The organism is Amycolatopsis sp. NPDC057786 (assembly GCF_042797905.1).
GTDB lineage: Bacteria > Actinomycetota > Actinomycetes > Mycobacteriales > Pseudonocardiaceae > Amycolatopsis.
In genome coordinates, this window is record NZ_JBHVKW010000003.1 from 234,084 (window position 1) to 252,917 (window position 18,834).

The following is an 18,834-nucleotide window of genomic DNA, read 5'->3' on the forward strand; positions in this document are numbered from 1 at the left end:
GCCTGCCCGGCGACCACCTTGTTCACGACAATCCCACCACGATTTGGATGTACTTACTACGGCCCGGCCCACGACGGGCACGGAGAGCCAGCGTACCTGTACCGCCGTTTGCTCTAGCATCGCAGCATGTCTGGATCAGCCGGGCGCTCCGGCGCTTCGAAGCCGGGCCGCCGGCGGAGGCGCAGGCGGGGAAGGCGGCTGACCACGGTCGACGAAACCTCGGCCGGCGGACTCGTCGTCGACGCCGAACGGGCGAACGCCGCGCTGATCGGGCGGCTCGACCGGCACGGCAGACTGCTGTGGTCGCTGCCGAAGGGCCACATCGAGGACGGTGAGACGGTGGAGCAGACAGCGGTGCGCGAGGTGAAGGAGGAGACCGGCATCTCCGCGCAGGTCCTGCAGCCCCTCGGCACCATCGACTACTGGTTCGTGGCCGAGCGACGGCGGGTGCACAAGACGGTGCACCATTTCATCCTGGAATCTACCGGCGGCGAACTTTCGGACGAGGATGTCGAGGTGACCGAGGTCGCCTGGGTGCCGCTCGCCGACCTGGAGACCAAACTCGCCTACTCCGACGAGCGCAAGCTGGTCCGGAAGGCCAAAGAACTCTTCGCGCAGCAACAGCACACCGCCGAGGGAGCACCTGAGTGAAGCGGCTTGCCGCCACTGTCCTGTCGATCCTGTTCCTGGCCTTCACCGCGTTGCCCGTCGCGGGCGCGCAGGCCCAGGAACAGCCCCGGCTGCGTGTGGACCTCGATCAGCTGAACCCCCGCGTGATCACCTCGACCTCGGCGTCGCTCACCGTCACCGGCCGCGTCACCAACATCGGCGACCGGCGGATCAGCAAACTGGGCGTCCGGCTGCAACTGGGCACGCGGCTCCAGACCGAGCAGCAGATCGGCGACGTCCTGGCCGGTGACAAGTTCAAGGACCACGCGGCGACGGAGTTCGTCGATCTGGAACCGGACGAGCTGGAGCCCGGCCAGAGCGCCGCGCTGAACCTGGCCGTCCCGCTCGGTCAGTCCGCCAAGCTGCAGTTCCCCAGGCCCGGCGTGTACCCGCTGCTGGTCAACGTCAACGGCACCCCGGATTTCGGCGGACCGGAACGGCTGGCGGCGGTCACCCTGCTGATGCCGGTGCTCGGTGTCCCCGGCAAGGCCTCCACGTCGCGTCCGCCCTCGGCGCCGTCGACGAGCCTGCTGTGGCCGATCACGAACAGCGCCGTGCACGTCGTCTCCGCCCCGCTCGGCGGCCCGCTGACCCTCGCGGACGAGCGGCTGGCGGACGAACTGGCCGCCGGCGGACGGCTGGACTCGCTGGTCGAGGCGGCGCGCACGGCCGAGGCCGACACGAAGGTCTCGTCGTCGTTGTGCCTGGCCATCGACCCCGACCTGGTCGCGACCGTCGACGCGATGACCCGCGGCTATCAGGTCGCGGGCGGCGCTCCCGGCAAGGGCGTCGAGACCGCGAAGAACTGGCTCGGCAGGCTGAAGGCGCTGGTCGCGGGCCGGTGCGTGGTCACCGTTCCGTTCGCCGACGCCGACCTCACCGCGCTGACGAAGGTCCGTGCCGGTGACGCCACCGACACCGCGCTCATGACCACCGCGCTCGGCGGCGCGGGGACGATCAAGAACCTGCTCGGCATCCAGCCGCAGGACGGCGTGCTCTGGCCCGGCGGCGCCCTCGACTCGCAGACCGTCGAAGCGATCGGCAAGGCGGGCGTCAAGACCGTGCTGACCGATTCCGGCAAACTCCAATCCCGTACGCCGCTTTCGAGCGGGGTCTCGATCGAGGGGACGGACCTGCGCGCGCAGCCGATCGACGCGCTGATCTCGTCCGCGCTGAACGGCTCGGGGTCCACCCAGAACGGGCTCGGCGCCATCGCCTTCCGTGCCGGACTCGGCGGGCAGAACGAGGGGACGGAACGCGCGCGGCTGCTGATCGCACCGCCGCGGCAGTGGGCCGCGACCGGCACCGAGCTCACCACGTTCCTGGAGTGGATGGGCGACTTCTACACCACCGGTCTCCTCAAGTCGGCGCCGTTGCCGGAGCTGCTCGGCGAAGGCCCGTCCGGGACGGCGTCGGTCAACTACGACCCCCAGGATCTGACGGCCTCGACCAGCGGAGACGTCACCGCGAAGATGTCCCAGCTCGACAACGAGACGCTGGGCCTGTCGTCCGCGATGACGATGGACGCCACCAAACGAGTGAATCCGGCCGACGTGGTCGCCCCGGTCCGGCTCGCCCTCATCCGGGCCGCGTCGACGTCGTGGCGCGGCGCGGACGCCGCGATCGTCACCGGCAACGCCCGCGGCGATCTGGAGGCGATCCGCAGCCAGGTCACCGTCGAGCGGCCGAAGCAGACGATCGCGCTGGCTTCCGGCGCGGCGCCGCTGCCGGTGTTCATCACCAACAACCTGCCGGTCGGTGTCGCCGTCCAGGTCGCCCTGAAGAACAACGTGGGCCTGCGGCCGACCGACGACACCCAGTTGCAGGCTCAGATGGTCCCGGCCAACAGCGCCCGTAACCGGTTGCTCCCGGTCGAGGCGCTGCGAGCCGGCCGGTTCAGCGTCGAGGTCTCGCTGACCACGCCCGACGGGACGCCGCTCGGTTCTGCCGCGCGATTCGAGCTGACGTCCACGGAGTACGGCGCGATCACCATCATCATCACCATCACCGCGGCGGGCGCGCTGCTGCTCCTGTCGTCCCGCCGGATCTACCGGAGGATCAAGGACTCACGAGCCGATCGGGCGAACGAAACCGCCCCACGTGTGACCGAGGACGCACAGGTTTAAGTGTTTCCGGGCGTCGCCGATTACCCTGGGTCGAACGATGCCGCCGGGCATCACGTAGCCGAGCACCGAGGATTGGGCACGCGTTGGAAAGAGAGCCGGGTGTACCGCCCGAGCGTGCAGGCCGTCCCCGGCGCGAAGGTACTCCGCCACCGCCCCGCCGCACCGATGGACCCGCGCGCCGTCCGGAGCGTCGTCAGCCGCCCCCGCAGCAGCCCCCGCCCGAACGCGGTGAGCGTCCGCGGCGGGCCGTGCCGCCTCCTCCGCCGCCGGTGGACGGACGCCGCCAGCGGGTGGCAGGCCGCCCCGACGACGAGACACGGCGGCTGAGGCCACCGCAGACCCCGCCGCCGCCGAACCAGGCACCGCCGCGGAAAGTGCCCCCTGCCCAGGGGACGCCTCCGCCGCCGACCCGTCGTCAGCCGGTTCCGCCGCCGCAGGGCCCTCCGCTGCCGCAGCCGTCACAAAACCCGCCGCCACGGCGTCCGGCAGCATCCCCGCCGCCGCAGGCGCTCCACCAGACCCCGCCTCCGCCGCATCGCGGGCGCCGTCAGCCGCCGCCCGTCCGCCCGTGGCAGGTCGACCGGCGCGACGAACCCGACGCGACGCGGTTCATCCCGCGCACCCCCGGCGTTCCGATGGGCTCACGCTGGCCCGTCGCCGACCCCGACGTCCTCCGCCCGTACGACCAGCTCGCCACGCAGGTCATGCCTGCGATCAAGGACGCGCCGCTGGTCAAACCGCGGCCGGGGGACACCGGCGAACAGGATGTCGCCGCCCCGGCGAAGGCGCCGTCGATCGCGAAGTCCAGCGGCCGGATGGCGATCGCCTCGCTGATCAGCCGCATCACCGGCTTCGCGTGGAAGCTGCTGCTGGTCGCCGCCATCGGCGCCCAGGTGGAGAACGACTCGTTCAACGTCGCCAACACGATGCCGAACATCATCTTCGAGCTGCTGATGGGCGGGGTGCTGTCCAGCCTCGTGGTCCCGCTGCTCGTGCGGTCGCAGGACGACAAGGACGGCGGCGAGGCGTACACGCAGCGGCTCGTCACGGTGGCGGGCACGCTTCTCGTGGTCGGGACGACGATCGCCGTCTTCGCGGCGCCGTTGATCACCAAGCTCTACGTCGACGACAAGGGCCAGGCGAATCCCGAGCTGGTCACGGCGTTCGCGTACCTGCTGCTGCCGCAGATCTTCTTCTACGGCGTGTTCGCGCTGCTCTCGGCGGTGCTGAACGCGAAGAACATCTTCGGCCCGACGGCCTGGGCGCCGGTGATCAACAACCTCGTCGTCATCTTCACGATCCTCGTGGTGTGGATCATGCCGGGGAACATCTCGACCGATCCGGTGTCGATCACCGATCCGAAGGTGCTGACCCTGGGCATTGGCGTGACCTCGGGCATCGTGGCGCAGTCGATTCTGCTGATCCCGCCGCTGCTGCGGTCCGGGTTCAAGTTCAAATGGCGCTGGGGCATCGACAAGCGCATGAAGGAGTTCGGCGGGCTGGCGCTGTGGACCGTCGGCTACGTCGCGGTCAGCCAGATCGGCTACACGATCACGACCCGGGTGCTGACCAGCGGTTCGCAGGGTGGTGTGACCGCGTACAGCAACGCGTGGCTGCTCTTCCAGCTGCCATACGGCGTCATCGGCGTGTCGCTGCTGACCGCGATCATGCCGAGGATGAGCCGCGCGGCCGCCGACGGCGACCACAAGAAGCTGATCGGCGACCTCTCCTACGCGTCCCGCATCTCGACGGTGATGCTCGTGCCGATTTCCGCCGTGATGACCGTAGTGGGCGGTTCGGTCGGTATCGCCCTGTTCACCTTGGGCAAGGGCACGGTCGAGGACGCGTCGCGGATGGGCGAGGCGCTCGCCATCTCCGCGTTCGCGCTGCTGCCGTACGCGCTGGTCATGCTGCAGATGCGGGTGTTCTACGCGATGAAGGACGCGCGGACGCCGGTGCTGATCATGATCGTGATGACCGTGGTCAAGGTGCCGCTGCTGTACCTGTGCCCCGTGCTGCTCTCACCGGACAACATCGTGCTCGGCGTGATGATGGTCAACGGCCTGACGTTCGTCGTCGGCGCGATCCTCGGTCAGGTCTGGCTGTGGGTGACCCTCGGGAATCTCCGGAGCAAGCGGGTTCTCGGGGTGATCCTCTTCACGGTCGTCGCGAGTGTGCTCGGGGTCGGCGCGGCGTGGCTCGCCGGGCAGATCGTCCCTGACTCGTTAGGGCCTACTTTCCATGCCTGGGTGAAACTTCTGCTCCAGACGGTGGTCGGGATCGTGGTCTCGTTCGGGGTGCTCATGGCCTTGAAGGTCGAGGAATTGAAGCCCGCCACGGCGAGGATCACCCGGTTGATCAAGCGCGGGTAACGATTCACGTACGGATGGCGCGCGTTCACGGGTCGTATTCTGGGTACTCTCGAGGCGGGAGCTACGCGGGAGAGTGCGGTGGATACGAGACGGAGCGAACAGGCAGGGGAGGCCGGCCAGATGGGCATCCGGGCCCAAGGCGGGTCGCTGGCCCCTGGCCGGGTCGTCGGTGACGGCCGGTATCGCCTGCTCGCACAGTTCGGGGTGGACGAGCGGGCCGCCGCGCATCTTTGGCGTGCCCGCGACGGGCAGCTGAAGCGGGACGTGGCGCTGACGCTGCTGGTCGGCGACCCCGCGGACGCGGAGGCCGCCCGGCTCGCCCGCCGGACGCTGGAGCGTGCCGCGCACGCCTCGAAGTTCGGCCACGGCGGGGTCGCGCGCGTTCTCGACGTGCTCAGTCTCGGCAGCGGCGTCACCTCGAGCGAAGGTCTGCTCGGTGTCGTCGTCGCGGAATGGACCAAGGGCAGCGACCTGGTCGACCTGGTGGCGCAGCGCCCGGTGGCGCCCGCCGCGGCGGCCCGGATGGTGCAGGCGCTGGCGGAAGCCGTTGATCACGCCCATCAGAACGGTCTCGTCCTCGGCCTCGACCACCCGCAGCGTCTCCGGCTCACCCCGGACGGCGCGCTGAAGCTCGCCTTCCCGGGCCCCTTGCCCGAAGCGACGCTTCGTGACGACGTCAAGGCGCTCGGCGCCGTCCTGTATCTGCTGCTGACCGGACGTTGGGCCCTTCCCGGCGGCCCGGCCGCGATCCCGGCGGCGCCGCACGCGCCGACCGGCCGCGTCATCCCGCCGCGTTCGCTGGTCCCGACGGTGCCGGTCGAGCTGTCCTCGCTCGCCGTCCGCACCATCGAAGACGGCGGCCACGGCGGTATCCGCACCAGCGCGGCCATCCTGCGCGTGCTGGACCAGGTCGCCGAAGCCGAAGAGCGCACCCAGCTGATCAAGGCCGTCGGCGAGGAAGAGGCCGTCGCCGAATCGGACGGCACGGTCTGGACCACGAAGAAACCGGTCAAGGACGTCGCACGCCGCAAGAAGCTGGCGTTCGGCGTGACCGTGCTGGTCGTCGCGACCGTGGTCATCCTCGCCTGGGGCGGGATGATGCTGATCAACCTGTTCCAGGGCGAGTCGAAGTCCAGCGGCCCGAAGATCAACGTCGCCGCGTCCTCCTCGCAGGTCGCGCCGCCGCCCGCGGGCGAGCAGCCGCCGCCCGCCCAGCAGAACCCGGCCCCCGCCGTGGGTGCCGCGGTGAAGCCGTCGGCCGTGGCCGTCTACAACCCCGGCAGCAAGGGCGACAGCCCCGGCAAGGCCAGGAACGCCACCGACGGCGACACGGTGACCTCGTGGAAGACCGACCAGTACGACAAGCAGTTCCCGGTGCTCAAGGACGGCGTCGGGCTGGTCGTGACCTTCAAGGACCCGATCAACCTCACCCAGGTCAAGATCGACGCGGCGAGCCCCGGCTCGAAGGTCGAGATCCGCTCCGCCGACAAGAAGAACCCGAAGCTCGACGAGACGAAGGTCGTCGGCACCGGAGACCTCGCGGCGGGCGAATCGACCATCGCGTTACAGCAGCCTCAGCAGGGTCAGTACTTCATCATCTGGATCACTCAGCTGGGTGAAGATGACAAAGGAAAGTTCGTCACGGAACTCAAAGAGCTGACCTTCCTGCCTGCGGGGTGACGGCGGGCACCGGGTCAGTAGGCTCTCCCGGGTGACAGCTGCAGCTCCCACGGACGCGGATCTCATAGCGGCGCATGCCGCCGGAGACCCGCACGCGTTCAGTGAACTGGTCCAGCGACATCGAGACCGCATGTGGGCGGTAGCCCTGCGCACCTTGCGGGATCCGGAAGAAGCCGCGGACGCCCTGCAGGACGCCTTCATCTCCGCGTTCCGCGCAGCGGGCAACTTCAGAGCCGAATCGCAGGTCACGACGTGGTTGCACCGTATCGTCGTGAACGCGTGCCTAGACCGCATCCGGCGGGGCAAGGCCAGACCGACCGTTCCGCTGCCCGAGACCGGGCAGTTCAACGAGCCCGCGTCACCGCGCGACTCGATGTCGGAACGCGAGACGAGCCTGGTCGTCAAGGAAGCCCTCGACCAGCTCCCCGAAGAGCAGCGTGCCCCGATCGTGTTGGTCGACGTCGAGGGATACTCCGTCGCCGAGACGGCGAAGATGCTCGGCATCGCCGAGGGCACGGTCAAGAGCCGGTGTGCCCGAGGTCGCGGAAAGCTCGCGAAGGTTCTCGGACATCTACGGAACCCCGATGCGATTGCGAACGTCCCAACTCACGAAAGCAAACGAGAGCGCGCTACCCCGCAACGGGGTGCCAGGCGTCCTCAGGGCACGCCGGGTGACGGGGAGGGACGATGACAGACGAGAGCAGGGGGATCGGTGGGACCGTCGGTCCGCCGTGGTCTGTCGATGTGCTCGCCGACCTGCACGCAGGTGTGCTGGACGAGCGAGAAGCGGCCGAGCTGTGGCCGCGGGTGAACGCCGACCCCGAAGCACTGGCGATCATCGAAGCACTCGAAGCGACCACGGCCGATCTCGCGGGACTCGCGAACGAGCCGGTCGCGCCGATGCCGGCCGAGTACGCGGCCCGGATCGACGCCGCGCTGGCCGCCGAAATGCGGGCGACGCCTGCGTTTCAAGGTGCATCTGAACGGCCGCAGGAGCAGGTCGCCCCGGTGGTGGACCTCGCGGCCGCACGGCGGCGGCGGACCAAACGGATCGGCTGGGGCGCCGGGATAGCGACCGTGGCGGCGGCGGCGATCGCCGCCGTGGCGATCGTCGTCCCGACCACCCGGGAGCCCGATTCGGGCGGTATCGCGCAGCCCGCGCCGTCGGCTCCTTCCGGGCCTTCGGTCGGCGGAGACGGCGGCGGGGCCGAAGCCCTCGTCGGCAAGGCGATCGGCGTCCGGGACTTCGGCTCACTGAAGACCGAAGAACGTCTCGACGCCTGCGTCGCGGCGGCCGGAATGGACGCCGACGTGCGGCCGGAGGGCATCCGGCCGGTGAACGTCGCGGGCAAGGACGGCGTGATGGTGATCTACACCACAGGAAAACTCGCCCAGTTCCGCATCGTCGCCTTCGGTGCCGACTGTGGCCCGGGCAACCCGGCGGTCCTCTTCGACAAAATCATCGGACAGAAGTAGCCGGCCGAAACCTCACTGGCCCCTCGCTCCCCACCAGCCCCATTCCAGGGGGGAGCGAGGGACCTTTGCTATCGCGCTAGCTTTCCTAGCGGCGCTAGAGGTCGGATCTCCGTCGCGGCGCAAGGCGGGAGAAAGTAGCGCCGGTCACCACGGGAACACCGGCCCTTACGATCGTGTTGAGCCTGGTGAACAGGTCACTACGAGCGGAGGTCACGGGTGGCTGCCGAGGAGATCAGGAACCTGATCATTGTGGGATCGGGTCCTGCGGGTTACACCGCCGCTGTGTACGCGGCACGGGCGCAGCTCGAACCGCTGGTGTTCGAGGGCACCCAGTTCGGCGGTGCGCTGATGACGACGACGGAGGTCGAGAACTTTCCCGGCTTCCGCGAGGGCATCCAGGGTCCCGACCTCATGGAAGAGATGCGCGAGCAGGCCAAGCGTTTCGGCGCCGACCTGCGCCAGGAAGACGTCGAGTCCGTCGAGCTGACCGGTGACGTCAAATACGTCTTCGCGAACGGCAAGCGCTACGCGGCCCGCGCGGTCGTGCTCTCGATGGGCGCCGCGGCCCGCTATCTGAACGTGCCCGGCGAGCAGGAACTGCTCGGCCGCGGTGTTTCGGCCTGTGCCACCTGCGACGGTTTCTTCTTCCGCGACCACGACATCGTGGTCGCCGGCGGCGGCGACTCGGCGATGGAGGAGGCGACCTTCCTGACGAAGTTCGCCAAGTCCGTCACGATCGTCCACCGCCGCGAGGAGTTCCGCGCCTCCAAGATCATGCTGGAGCGGGCCCGCGAGAACGAGAAGATCAAGTGGGCGCTCAACAAGCAGATCACCGAGGTCGAGGGTGAGGGCAAGGTCGAGGGACTGAGGCTCAAGGACACGATCACCGGCGAGGAGTCCAAGCTGGACGTGACCGGCTTCTTCGTAGCGATCGGTCACGACCCGCGCAGTGAACTGGTGCGTGGGCAGGTGGACCTCGACGAGGACGGCTACGTGCTCACCAAGGGCCGCACCTCGTACACGAACCTTCCCGGCGTTTTCGCCGCGGGCGACCTGGTCGACCGCACTTACCGGCAGGCGATCACCGCTGCGGGCTCGGGCTGCGCCGCGGCGATCGACGCGGAACGATGGCTGGCGGAGCACGCCGGTGTCGAGACCGCCCAGGAGACCCCTGAGCTGGTCGGTGGCGGCTACGGCGCCACCACCAACTGACCTTTCCCAACACCGGAGTTTCACCACCCAGAAGGAGACACCATGGCCAACACCGTGACGGTGACCGACAAGAGCTTCGTCGACGACGTGCTGACGAGCGAGAAGCCCGTCCTGGTCGACTTCTGGGCGACCTGGTGCGGACCGTGCAAGATGGTCGCCCCGGTGCTCGAGGAGATCGCGGCGGAGAACGGCGAGAAGCTGACGGTCGCGAAGCTCGACATCGACGCCAACCCGAACACTGCGCGTGACTACCAGGTGATGTCGATCCCGACGCTGATCCTGTTCCAGGGCGGCAAGCCGGTGAAGCAGATCGTCGGCGCCAAGCCGAAGGCCGCGCTGCTGTCGGACCTCGCCGACGTCCTCTGATCTCGCGTTTCACCTGCCGAAACCCGGGGCCTGCCCAGGCTCCGGGTTTCGTCGTCTCGGGGAATGGGCAGATCTCTCCGTTACGGCAACGCCTGGACGAGTTCCACGAACGGGCACTTGACGCACCGACCGGGCCTCCGCGCTCACCGAGAGTTCACAGGGCACAATAGAGCACCGGGGTTCGCCCCGCAGGATTTTCACAGTCGTGCATCGAGTTCGATCGGTGCCCAAAGGGAAGAGCGAGGAGTGCATGCGGGTACTCCGCCGCGGTGACGCCGGACCGGACGTCGCCGAGATCAGGTCCACGCTGGCGGCGATGGAGCTGCTCCCGCCGGTGACCGAATCCGGGGAGTACGAGGTCTTCGACACGGCGATGGAACATGCCGTGCGGGCGTTCCAGCAGCGCCGTGGGCTCATCACCGACGGTCTGGTGGGTCCGGCCACCTACCAGGCGCTTCGCGGCGCCGGCTTCCATCTCGGCAGCCGGCCGCTGACCTACATGTTCTCCGCCCCCATGCAGGGTGACGACGTTTTCGCGCTCCAGGAGCGACTGACCGAGCTCGGATTCGACGCCGGCCGCCCGGACGGGCACTTCGGTCCCCAGACCGAGCGTGCGCTCAAGACCTTCCAGCGCGACATGCGCCTGGTCGCCGACGGTATGTGCGGCCCGGCCACCATCCGTGAGCTGCACCGGCTCTCTTCGCCGCGTGCCCGCGGCGGCCGCCCCGTTTTCCTGCGCGAGCAGGAGCAGGTGCGGCAGGCGGGCCCCCGGCTGCGCGGCAAGCGCATCGTGATCGACCCCGGCCACGGTGGCGATGACCTCGGTGTCGTCGCCAGCGGTTTGCGTGAAGCGGACATCGCCTGGGATCTCGCGCGGCGGCTCGAAGGCCGGATGCAGGCGACGGGCATGGAAGCGCTGATCTCGCGCGGCCCGAACCAGAGCCCGACCGAGGGTGAGCGGGCGAAGTTCGCGAACGAGGCGGGCGCCGACCTGTTCCTTTCGCTGCACAACGACCAGAACTCCTCGCCCAAGGCGCAGGGGGTCGCGAGCTTCCACTTCGGCACCGGCAACGGCACCACGTCGACCGTCGGTGAGCTGCTGGCGGGTTTCATCCAGCGTGAGCTGGCCGCCCGCACCGGCATGCTCGACTGCCGCACGCACTACAAGACCTGGGAGATCTTCACCCGCACCCGCTGCCCGGCGGTGCGGATCGAGATCGGCTATCTGACCAACCCGGAAGACAGCCGCAAACTGGCGGATCCCGCTTTCCGCGACATCGTCGCCGAAGGCATCCTGGTCGCCGTGAAGCGCCTGTATCTCCTCGGTGAAGGGGACCAGCCGACCGGCACGTTCACCTTCGCGGACGTCCTGGCCCACGAACTCGCCAAAGCGGAGTAGCCAGTCCTCCACACCCCGCACGCGGGCGCACATCCCTCTGCCGACGCCCTCGGCACAACCGGTTGTGTGCCCCCTCGCCCGGGCACGCCACACCTAGCTCCACCCCGCGCGCAGCCCCCGCCCTTCCCGGGGGGCGTCCCCAGGTCCAGCCTACCCATCCACAGATTTTCCACCGCTCCTAGCAGCGATCTGTGGATAACTCGGCGGGTTACCCACAGCTGTCCCCAAGCAGGGGGATGGCTGCTGCGCGCACTCGAAAACTCTGCTAGAGCGGCTCACCGGCGCGCTAGGAACGGTCCTTTCCTGGCAAATTTCGCAAGGAAAGGACCGTTCATGGCAATCGGAAGGTGACCGTCCAGAAAGACGGAAGAGGTCAGGCGCGGCCCATACTCGGCTCGGCCGTCGTGATGGAGACCTGGCCGAGCAGCCGTTCGAGGGCCGCCTCCACGTCTTCCTTCCACGAGATCGCCGACCGCAGTTCCAGCCGCAGCCGCGGCCAGCGCGGATGCGGCCGCACGGTCTTGAACCCGACGCTCTGCAGGAACGCGGCGGGCAGCACGCAACTGTGCCCGCCGTCCGGATCGGTCTCGTCGGGCTTGGCGTCCCCGAAGGCCTCGATCGCGCGGACACCGCGTTTGGTGAGATCCTTCGCGACGGCCTGCACCAGCATCCGTCCCAGTCCACCGCCCTGGAATTCGGGAAGCACCTGGAACGCGGTCAGCAGAACCGCGTCGGGACCAGGGGGCGAAGTCGGGAAGGCCAGCGAGCGCGGCACGGCGTTCGGCGGCGCGTAGAGCACGAAACCGACGGGCAGGGTGTCGCTGTAGACGATCCGGCCGCAGGAACCCCATTCCAGCAGCACGCTGGAGACCCAGGCTTCCTTTTCGACCTCTGTCGCGCCGTACTCCTCGGCCTGCGCCTTCATATGCGGCGCCAGCTCCCAGTACACGCAGCGGCGGCAGCTCTTGGGCAGATGTTCGAGGTTGTCCAGGGTTACGCCCACGACGCGACGCGACACAGACAAACCTCCCTGAATGAGGAAACACCCGACGCAGCCTTGTCCCGAGCAGGGCTCACTGAAGGGGTCCAGACCGAGGATAGGCCGATGTGATGAACACCGAAAGGCCAGGGCCCCTCAAGGGAGGGTGGTTACACTCGATGGAACTACCAGTCGGTAGCGACTATGTCCACTTCGAAGCACGGGTGAAGCGCCTGATGACCGAGAATCGCCCTGTCCGGCCGGAGCCCGGCCGACACAACCTCGACCCTCATCTCGACCGCTACGCCGCGCGTACGGCCGGGATGACTGCTTCCGAGATCAGGGCCTTGTTCGCGGTGGCCAGTCGCCCCGAAGTGGTATCGCTCGCCGGCGGGATGCCGAACCTCGCCGCCCTCCCGCTGGACACGCTGTCCGCGCAGGTCGGTGAACTCATCGCCCAGGACGGCCTGGTCGCGCTCCAGTACGGCTCAGCGCACGGCATCCCGTCGCTGCGTGAGCAGATCTGCGAAATCATGGCTCTCGAGGGCATCAAGGCCCACCCCGACGACGTCGTCGTGACGGTCGGCTCCCAGATGGGGCTCGACATGGTCACCCGGCTGTTCTGCGATCCGGGTGACGTCATCATCGCCGAGGGTCCGTCGTACGTCGGCGCGCTCGGCTCGTTCGCCGCGTACCAGGCGGACGTCGTCCACGTCGCGATGGACGACCACGGCCTGGTCCCCGAGGGGCTCCGTGCCGCGCTCGCGGAGACACGGAAAGCGGGCCGCCGGGTCAAGTTCCTCTACACGATCCCCAACTTCCACAACCCCGGCGGCGTCACGCTGGCCGTCGAACGTCGCGCGGAGATCGTGGAGATCTGCCGGGAGAACGACATCCTCATCATCGAGGACAACCCGTACGGGCTACTCGGCTTCAGCGGGCAGACGTACCCCGCGCTCCGCTCGATCGACCCCGACAACGTCGTTTACCTGGGCTCTTTTTCGAAGACTTTCGCCTCCGGCCTGCGGGTCGGCTGGGTGCTCGCGCCACATGCCGTCCGGGAGAAACTGGTGCTCGCGGCCGAGTCCGCGACGCTTTGTCCGCCGACGCTTAACCAGTTGATCGTGTCGCGATACCTCTCGACGCACGACTGGATGGGTCAGATCAAGACCTTCCGCGAGAACTACCGGGAGCGCCGGGACGCGATCCTGTCCGCGCTCGATCAGCATATGCCCGCCGGTTGCAGCTGGACCAAACCCGACGGCGGTTTCTACGTCTGGATGACCGTCCCCGAAGGCGTGGACACGAAGGCGATGCTGCCGCGGGCCGTCACGGCCCGTGTCGCGTACGCCTCCGGAACCGGTTTCTACGCCGACGGTTTCGGCAGCAGACAGCTTCGACTTTCCTATTGCTACCCGACACCCGAGCGGATCCGCGAAGGCGTCCGGCGGCTCGCCGCGGTGCTCGAGTCCGAAATGGACCTCGCGCGTACCTTCGGTAACGCGAGCCCTCGCTCGATCTCGGGTCCGCAGAACCCCTCTCCGGACACGGTCTGATCGACCGGACGTCCCCAAGCACAAAAGGAGTCTCGGTGGTCGACCGCACCGTTGCCGTACTCGCAGGCGGACTTTCCCACGAACGCGATGTCTCTCTCCGCTCCGGACGCCGGCTCTCGGTCGCGTTGCGGGCCGAAGGGCTCATCGTCGAGGAGTGGGACACCGACGCGGGCCTGCTCGAACGTCTGCGCACCCAGCGGCCTGACGCGGCCATCGTCGCCCTTCACGGTGGTGAGGGGGAGAACGGCGCGGTGCAGACGGTGCTGGAGATGCTCGACGTGCCTTACGTCGGCACCAGTTCGCAGGGCTGCCGCCGCGCGTGGGACAAGCCGACCGCCAAGGCACTCGTCGCTGACGCGGGTTTCACCACGCCGGACTGGGTCGTGCTGCCGCACAGCACCTTCCGCGAACTCGGCGCGCAGGCCGTGCTCGACTCGATGGTCGAAACGCTGGGCCTGCCCATGATCCTCAAGCCGGACCAAGGCGGATCAGCGCTGGGCGCCCAGGTCGTCAAGGACGCCGCCGAAATGCCCGGCGCGATGGTCGGCTGCTTCGCTTACGGGGACACCGTTCTCGCCGAGAAGTTCGTATCCGGCGTTGAGGTGGCCGTGACGGTCATCGAAGGCGAGGAGGGCCCCGAGGCCCTGCCCGCGGTCGAGATCGTGCCGGAGAGCGGCGTGTACGACTACACCGCCCGCTACACCGCCGGGCTGACCGACTTCTTCACCCCCGCGCGGATCCCCGACGACGCCGCCAAGGCGGTCAGCGAGCTGGCCGTCGCCGTGCACCGGCAACTCGGGCTTCGCGACATCTCCCGCACCGACGCCGTGGTCGCCGAAGACGGCACGGTCTACTTCCTCGCGGTGAACCTGTCGCCGGGGCTGACCGAGACGTCGATCGTCCCGGTGGCGATCGAGGCGTCGGGGGCCACGCTCGGCTCGGTCTTCGCCGACCTCGTGGGACGGGCGATTTCCCGCAAGAGCTGAGGCGCTTCAGTTCTGGACGACGACTACCTGGTACTCGTCTTCGTAGACGATCCGTCCCGGATTCGCCGACCGGACGGTCTCGCACGGGATTCCGTGCGCCTCCAGAATCGCCAGGTAGCCGTCGACCCGCTCGATGAAGACACGGGCGGTCGCCTTGAACCACGCCGCGGCCCCAGGGTTGACGTGAGGATCGTAGACGCTCGGATCGGTATGCGCCGGGTTGATGAAGTTCGCGTCGTACCAGTCATTGTTCGCCCGGCGGAAGGCTTCCTGCTCGACGGTCAGGCATCCGGCTCGGGCCAGCCCGTTCACGAGACCGAAGATGCCGGTGAAGTTTCCACGCTCGTCGCGGGCCGGGCTCTGGAAGCGGACAAAGGGGAGAGCGGTCACCGCCGAGGCCAGCCGCGGATCCAGGCAAGCAGCTCGGCATCGCGCAGGGAGCCGATCACGACATCGGCGGGGAAGTCCTGCCGCTTCAACGTGGGAACCCCGATGACGGTCACCCCGGCCGCTCGCGCCGACCGGAGACCGGTCATCGAATCCTCGAGCGCCAGTGCTTCGCTGGGATCGACGGCAAGCAGCGCGCAGGCGGTCAGATACATCTCCGGGTCCGGCTTCGGTGCGGCCACCTCGTCGGCGGCCAGTTTCACGGGAAACATCTCCGAAAGCCCGCCACGAACGAGCGCGGCTTCGAGGAGCGCCCGGGGCGAGTTGCTCGCGACGGCGACTGGGACGGCAGCGGCGGTCAATTCGACCAACTCCCGCGCGCCGGGCATCGCCTCCGCTTTCACGGTGACGACTTCAGTCACCAACCTCAGCAACTCGTCCGCGATCTCGGCGCCGCCCTCGGGTTCACCGAACGCCTCCGCCATCGCGTCGGCGGCGGCCGGGAGCGCCTTGCCGATCACCAACGCCTTCTCGTCCGGACCGAAGGGCAGACCTCGCCGGGCGAACAGCTCGGCCTCGGCTACCGACCAACACGGCTCGGTGTCCATGAGCAATCCGTCGCAGTCGAAGACCACCGCGCGCGGATTTCGACCGCCGAAGAGCCCCTTCATACTTGCCCCCAGTTCAAGTACTCAGCGTCACTTCTCTGTCGACACTCAGCTATCGTCACCGTGACAAAACGACCTGGGGTGATCCCTAATCGGTTTCGTGTGTCTGATTTGCCTGATTTTGGTCCATCAGCGCCACGATGCGTTCAAGATCGTCAACGGACCCGAATTCGAGCGTGATCCGCCCCTTGCGGCGCCCCAAGTCGACCTTCACGCGAGTGTCGAACCGATCCGAAAGCCGGTTCGCCAGTTCCTGGAGACCCGGCGCCTGGATCGGCTTGCGGGGAGCGGGCTTCGGCTTGGCCGGCTTTTCGCTCTTCTTGAGCGTGACCGCTTCTTCGGTGGCGCGGACCGACATGCCTTCCGCGACGATCCGGGCGGCCAGCTCTTCCTGACTGTCGGCGTCCTCAAGAGAGAGCAGCGCCCGCGCGTGGCCGGCCGAAAGCACCCCGGCCGCGACCCGTCGCTGGACCGCGAGGGGGAGTTTGAGCAAGCGGATCGTGTTGGTGATGACCGGGCGGCTGCGCCCGATCCGGCTCGCCAGCTCCTCGTGCGTGACCGCGAACTCGTCGAGCAGCTGCTGATACGCGGCCGCCTCTTCGAGCGGATTGAGCTGAACGCGGTGGATGTTCTCGAGCAGCGCGTCGCGCAGCATCGCCTCGTCGGCGGTCTGGCGGACGATCGCCGGGATCGCCTCCAGCTCCGCGAGCTGGGAGGCACGCAGGCGCCGCTCGCCCATGACGAGTTCGTACTCGTCGGCGCCGAGTTCCCGGACCACGATGGGCTGCATGAGCCCGAACTCGCGGATCGAGTGCTCCAGCTCGTTGAGCGCGTCCTCGTCGAAGACCTGCCGCGGCTGCTTCGGGTTCGGCTTGATCTGGCTGACCGGCACCTCGCGGTAGACCGCGCCGGCGACCGTTCCGCCGTGCGAACCGGCCGCGCCGTTGGCCGCGAACCAGCCCTTGTCGTCCGGCCCCGCGGGCTTGCTGGCGGGCGGGGACGGGACAGGGGAGCCGTTCTCAGCCGGTGCCGCCGCACCCGGCGGAGGGCCGGTGGGGATCAGGGCGGCGAGCCCGCGCCCGAGCCCCCCTCTGCGCTCGCTCATGCCGTACCGCTCCTTTCCTTCATCTCCACCCCACGCTGCGCGATCTCCTTGGCCGCGTCCACGTAGCTCATCGCGCCCCGGGAACCCGGGTCGTACGCGAGGACCGTCTGCCCGTATCCGGGGGCCTCGGAGACCTTCACGCTGCGCGGGATCACCGTCTTGAGAACAGTGTCCCCGAAGTGGTTCCGGACCTCGTTCGTCACCTGATCGGCCAGCTTCGTCCGGCCGTCGTACATGGTGAGCAGGATCGTGGAGACGCTGAGTTCACGGTTCAGGTGCGCCTGGACGAGCTCGATGTTGCTCAGCAGCTGCCCCAGACCTTCGAGCGCGTAGTACTCGCACTGGATCGGGATCAGCACCTCCTGCGCGGCCACCATCGCATTGACGGTCAGCAGGCCGAGCGACGGCGGGCAGTCGATGAAGACGTAGTCGACGCCGATCTCGTCGAGGATCTCGGACGACAGCGCCTCCTTGAGCCGCATCTCGCGGGACGCCATGGAGACGAGTTCGATCTCGGCACCGGCGAGGTCGATGGTCGCGGGCACGCAGTAGAGATTGGACGACTGCTCGCTCTGGGCCGCCGCCTCGGCGAGCGACACCTCGCCGATCAGCACCTCGTAGATCGACGGTGTGCCGGATCGGTGGTCGATGTCGAGCGCGGTGCTCGCGTTGCCCTGGGGGTCGAGGTCGATCACGAGCGTCTTGAGCCCGTGGACGGCCAGGGCGGCGGCGAGGTTCACCGTGCTCGTCGTCTTGCCGACGCCGCCCTTCTGGTTGGCGACCGTCAGCACCCGCCGGCGGTTCGGCCGGGGGAGCGCACCCTCCTTGGGGTGCAGCACGCTGGCGGCGCGGACGGCTTCTTCGGCGATGGGCGTCCAGCCGAGTTCCTGGCCGGCGCTCGCAGGGTCGGACGGCGGGGGAGTCACCGGTCTCGAGCCTCCTCTGTATTAGACGTGGGAGTCGTTCTGCGTTGTTTCACGTGGAACCGGTCTAGCTACGCCTGCGCGATCGAGACGGTTTCGGGGGCAGGCGATGGATCACGACGACGGTGCTCGGGACTTCGAGCACCTTCGTACCGCACTCGAAGACTTCGGGTTCACCGCCGCCGGCCTTCCGGACGGCGGCACGATCGCGTTCGATTTCCTCTCCAGCGCTCGCTCCTTTGAGGGCGACCAGAGCACCTTGGGGACGCACGAGCGGGAGGCACCAGTTCGCGAGCCGGGCCAGCGGAGCGACCGCCCGGGCGGTGACGACATCCGCGCCACCGAGCTCCTCACGTACCTGCCGCTCCTCCGCGCGCCCGCGGACAACGGTGATGGGGAGTTCCAGCTTCTCGGCAACCTCGGCCAGCCAGTCGACCCGTCGGGCCATCGGTTCCAGCAGAACGATATCGAGGTCCGGTCGGCTGATCGCGAGCGGCACACCCGGAAGCCCCGCACCCGAGCCGACGTCGACCACGCGAGCGCCGTCCGGGATCCGCTCGCCGATCACGGCGGAGTTGAGGACGTGGCGCTCCCACAGCCGGTCGACCTCCCGGGGCCCGATGAGCCCACGCTCGACGCCGTGCCGCTCCAGGAGTTCGACGTAGCCGACGGCTTGCTCGACGCGGTCTCCGAATACTTCCGACGCCGCACTCCGTACCGATGCGGCGACCCCGTCCAAGCCCACTCTCGCTCCTCAACCTCGACGCCGTTTCACGTGAAACGCGCTCCACTGATTGTCCATGACGCCGACCGCAAAGCGGGGAGACAGACCGAAGTTGTGGACAACTCCACTCGCCCTCGCCCGTTTCACGTGAAACGCCACGCGTGTAATTCACCCCGGACACAAAGAAGCGGCCCGCCGGATGACCG

At 68.4% G+C, this 18,834-nt stretch carries 17 protein-coding genes; 11 read left to right on the forward strand and 6 right to left on the reverse strand.

Going from position 1 to position 18,834, the window contains the following annotated elements; translation table 11 throughout:
• Positions 1–126: 126 nt before the first annotated feature.
• From ACFVM3_RS04035 to ACFVM3_RS04075, 9 genes are all read left to right on the forward strand, one after another.
• Positions 127–651: an NUDIX hydrolase gene (locus tag ACFVM3_RS04035; RefSeq protein WP_126734742.1), complete on the forward strand. Its 525-nt coding sequence runs from the start codon at positions 127–129 to the stop codon at positions 649–651.
• Positions 648–2,795, forward strand: a complete 2,148-nt coding sequence (locus ACFVM3_RS04040; RefSeq protein ID WP_378435336.1) for a DUF6049 family protein — start codon at positions 648–650, stop codon at positions 2,793–2,795. Before ACFVM3_RS04035 ends, ACFVM3_RS04040 begins: the two co-directional genes overlap by 4 nt.
• A gap of 269 nt (positions 2,796–3,064) precedes the next feature.
• On the forward strand, positions 3,065–5,167 hold the full coding sequence (murJ, locus tag ACFVM3_RS04045; RefSeq protein ID WP_378435372.1) for a murein biosynthesis integral membrane protein MurJ: 2,103 nt from the start codon (positions 3,065–3,067) through the stop codon (positions 5,165–5,167).
• Between the two features lie 120 nt (positions 5,168–5,287).
• The gene (locus tag ACFVM3_RS04050; RefSeq protein ID WP_378435374.1) at positions 5,288–6,847 is read left to right on the forward strand and encodes a protein kinase family protein; all 1,560 of its coding nucleotides are present in this window, start codon (positions 5,288–5,290) and stop codon (positions 6,845–6,847) included.
• A 31-nt stretch (positions 6,848–6,878) separates the two neighbouring features.
• Entirely contained in the window at positions 6,879–7,538 is a 660-nt protein-coding gene (gene sigM, locus ACFVM3_RS04055) for an RNA polymerase sigma factor SigM (protein ID WP_037333997.1), read from the forward strand.
• Positions 7,535–8,323: a hypothetical protein gene (locus tag ACFVM3_RS04060; protein ID WP_378435338.1), complete on the forward strand. Its 789-nt coding sequence runs from the start codon at positions 7,535–7,537 to the stop codon at positions 8,321–8,323. The genes sigM and ACFVM3_RS04060 overlap by 4 nt, the downstream gene beginning before the upstream one ends.
• Positions 8,324–8,539: 216 nt before the next feature.
• Positions 8,540–9,535: a thioredoxin-disulfide reductase gene (gene trxB, locus ACFVM3_RS04065; protein ID WP_378435340.1), complete on the forward strand. Its 996-nt coding sequence runs from the start codon at positions 8,540–8,542 to the stop codon at positions 9,533–9,535.
• Positions 9,536–9,577: 42 nt separating this feature from the next.
• A complete protein-coding gene (trxA, locus tag ACFVM3_RS04070) occupies positions 9,578–9,901 on the forward strand; it encodes a thioredoxin (protein ID WP_034321876.1) in 324 nt (107 codons plus the stop codon).
• Positions 9,902–10,151: 250 nt separating this feature from the next.
• Positions 10,152–11,300, forward strand: coding sequence for an N-acetylmuramoyl-L-alanine amidase (locus ACFVM3_RS04075; protein ID WP_378435342.1), 1,149 nt, complete (start codon positions 10,152–10,154; stop codon positions 11,298–11,300).
• 373 nt (positions 11,301–11,673) lie between these two features.
• On the opposite strand, the gene ACFVM3_RS04080 is transcribed toward ACFVM3_RS04075, so the two are convergent.
• Positions 11,674–12,318, reverse strand: a complete 645-nt coding sequence (locus tag ACFVM3_RS04080) for an N-acetyltransferase (RefSeq protein WP_125679353.1) — start codon at positions 12,316–12,318, stop codon at positions 11,674–11,676.
• A 197-nt stretch (positions 12,319–12,515) separates the two neighbouring features.
• Here ACFVM3_RS04080 and ACFVM3_RS04085 point away from each other — a divergent pair, with 197 nt between their 5' ends.
• Both ACFVM3_RS04085 and ACFVM3_RS04090 read left to right on the forward strand, forming a co-directional pair.
• On the forward strand, positions 12,516–13,835 hold the full coding sequence (locus tag ACFVM3_RS04085) for a PLP-dependent aminotransferase family protein (protein WP_378435344.1): 1,320 nt from the start codon (positions 12,516–12,518) through the stop codon (positions 13,833–13,835).
• Positions 13,836–13,870: 35 nt separating this feature from the next.
• Positions 13,871–14,821, forward strand: coding sequence for a D-alanine--D-alanine ligase (locus tag ACFVM3_RS04090; RefSeq protein ID WP_378435346.1), 951 nt, complete (start codon positions 13,871–13,873; stop codon positions 14,819–14,821).
• A gap of 6 nt (positions 14,822–14,827) precedes the next feature.
• Here ACFVM3_RS04090 and ACFVM3_RS04095 read toward each other — a convergent pair whose 3' ends face one another.
• The 5 genes from ACFVM3_RS04095 to rsmG all read right to left on the reverse strand — a co-directional run bounded on the left by ACFVM3_RS04095 (position 14,828) and on the right by rsmG (position 18,649).
• On the reverse strand, positions 14,828–15,133 hold the full coding sequence (locus ACFVM3_RS04095) for a hypothetical protein (RefSeq protein ID WP_378435348.1): 306 nt from the start codon (positions 15,131–15,133) through the stop codon (positions 14,828–14,830).
• A gap of 74 nt (positions 15,134–15,207) precedes the next feature.
• Positions 15,208–15,879, reverse strand: coding sequence for an HAD family hydrolase (locus ACFVM3_RS04100; protein ID WP_378435350.1), 672 nt, complete (start codon positions 15,877–15,879; stop codon positions 15,208–15,210).
• A gap of 85 nt (positions 15,880–15,964) precedes the next feature.
• The gene (locus ACFVM3_RS04105; RefSeq protein WP_378435352.1) at positions 15,965–16,981 is read right to left on the reverse strand and encodes a ParB/RepB/Spo0J family partition protein; all 1,017 of its coding nucleotides are present in this window, start codon (positions 16,979–16,981) and stop codon (positions 15,965–15,967) included.
• Complete coding sequence (locus tag ACFVM3_RS04110; protein ID WP_126734755.1) at positions 16,978–17,907, reverse strand: ParA family protein; 930 nt, start codon at positions 17,905–17,907, stop codon at positions 16,978–16,980. The genes ACFVM3_RS04105 and ACFVM3_RS04110 overlap by 4 nt, the downstream gene beginning before the upstream one ends.
• A gap of 64 nt (positions 17,908–17,971) precedes the next feature.
• Positions 17,972–18,649: a 16S rRNA (guanine(527)-N(7))-methyltransferase RsmG gene (rsmG, locus tag ACFVM3_RS04115; protein WP_378435354.1), complete on the reverse strand. Its 678-nt coding sequence runs from the start codon at positions 18,647–18,649 to the stop codon at positions 17,972–17,974.
• Between the last annotated feature and the right edge of the window lie 185 nt (positions 18,650–18,834).

Coding starts and splice junctions, on each gene's coding strand:
- ACFVM3_RS04035 (WP_126734742.1), top strand. CDS start 127: ATGTCTGGATCAGCCGGGCGCTCCGGCGCTTCGAAGCCGGGCCGCCGG.
- ACFVM3_RS04050 (WP_378435374.1), top strand. CDS start 5,288: ATGGGCATCCGGGCCCAAGGCGGGTCGCTGGCCCCTGGCCGGGTCGTC.
- ACFVM3_RS04060 (WP_378435338.1), top strand. CDS start 7,535: ATGACAGACGAGAGCAGGGGGATCGGTGGGACCGTCGGTCCGCCGTGG.
- trxA (WP_034321876.1), top strand. CDS start 9,578: ATGGCCAACACCGTGACGGTGACCGACAAGAGCTTCGTCGACGACGTG.
- ACFVM3_RS04075 (WP_378435342.1), top strand. CDS start 10,152: ATGCGGGTACTCCGCCGCGGTGACGCCGGACCGGACGTCGCCGAGATC.
- ACFVM3_RS04085 (WP_378435344.1), top strand. CDS start 12,516: ATGACCGAGAATCGCCCTGTCCGGCCGGAGCCCGGCCGACACAACCTC.
- ACFVM3_RS04100 (WP_378435350.1), bottom strand. CDS start 15,879: ATGAAGGGGCTCTTCGGCGGTCGAAATCCGCGCGCGGTGGTCTTCGAC.
- ACFVM3_RS04105 (WP_378435352.1), bottom strand. CDS start 16,981: ATGAGCGAGCGCAGAGGGGGGCTCGGGCGCGGGCTCGCCGCCCTGATC.